Raw genomic sequence first — 324 nt, 5'->3', positions numbered from 1 at the left:
CCCCCCCCCCCCCCCCCCCCCCCCCCCCCCCCCCCCCCCCCCCCCCCCCCCCCCCCCCCCCCCCCCCCCCCCCCCCCCCCCCCCCCCCCCCCCCCCCCCCCCCCCCCCCCCCCCCCCCCCCTCTTTACTGATCCGGCGACCACCGAGATCTACACTGTTCGCATTTCGTCGGCAGCGTCAGATGTGTATAAGAGACAGACCATGGCCTGCACGGCTGGCAGTGGATGTTCCTGATCGAGGCGATTCCCGCCCTGGTGATCGGCGTGGTGACCATCTTCTATCTGGACAACGGCATCTCCAGCGCCAAGTGGCTGACGGCCTCCG

At 73.8% G+C, this 324-nt stretch carries 1 protein-coding gene; it reads left to right on the top strand.

All coding sequences use genetic code 11. The features are described 5' to 3' along the window. A partial coding sequence (locus tag JHD82_RS29180) for a hypothetical protein (protein ID WP_199140395.1) occupies positions 1-234 on the top strand: 234 nt, incomplete at its 5' end. Positions 235-324: the final 90 nt, after the last annotated feature.

It is taken from the genome of Delftia sp. ASV31 (assembly GCF_016428765.1).
In the GTDB taxonomy this organism is placed as follows: Bacteria; Pseudomonadota; Gammaproteobacteria; order Burkholderiales; family Burkholderiaceae_C; genus Comamonas; species Comamonas acidovorans.
Note: the sequence above shows the minus strand (reverse complement) of the source record. Positions and strands in the feature narration are given on the sequence as shown.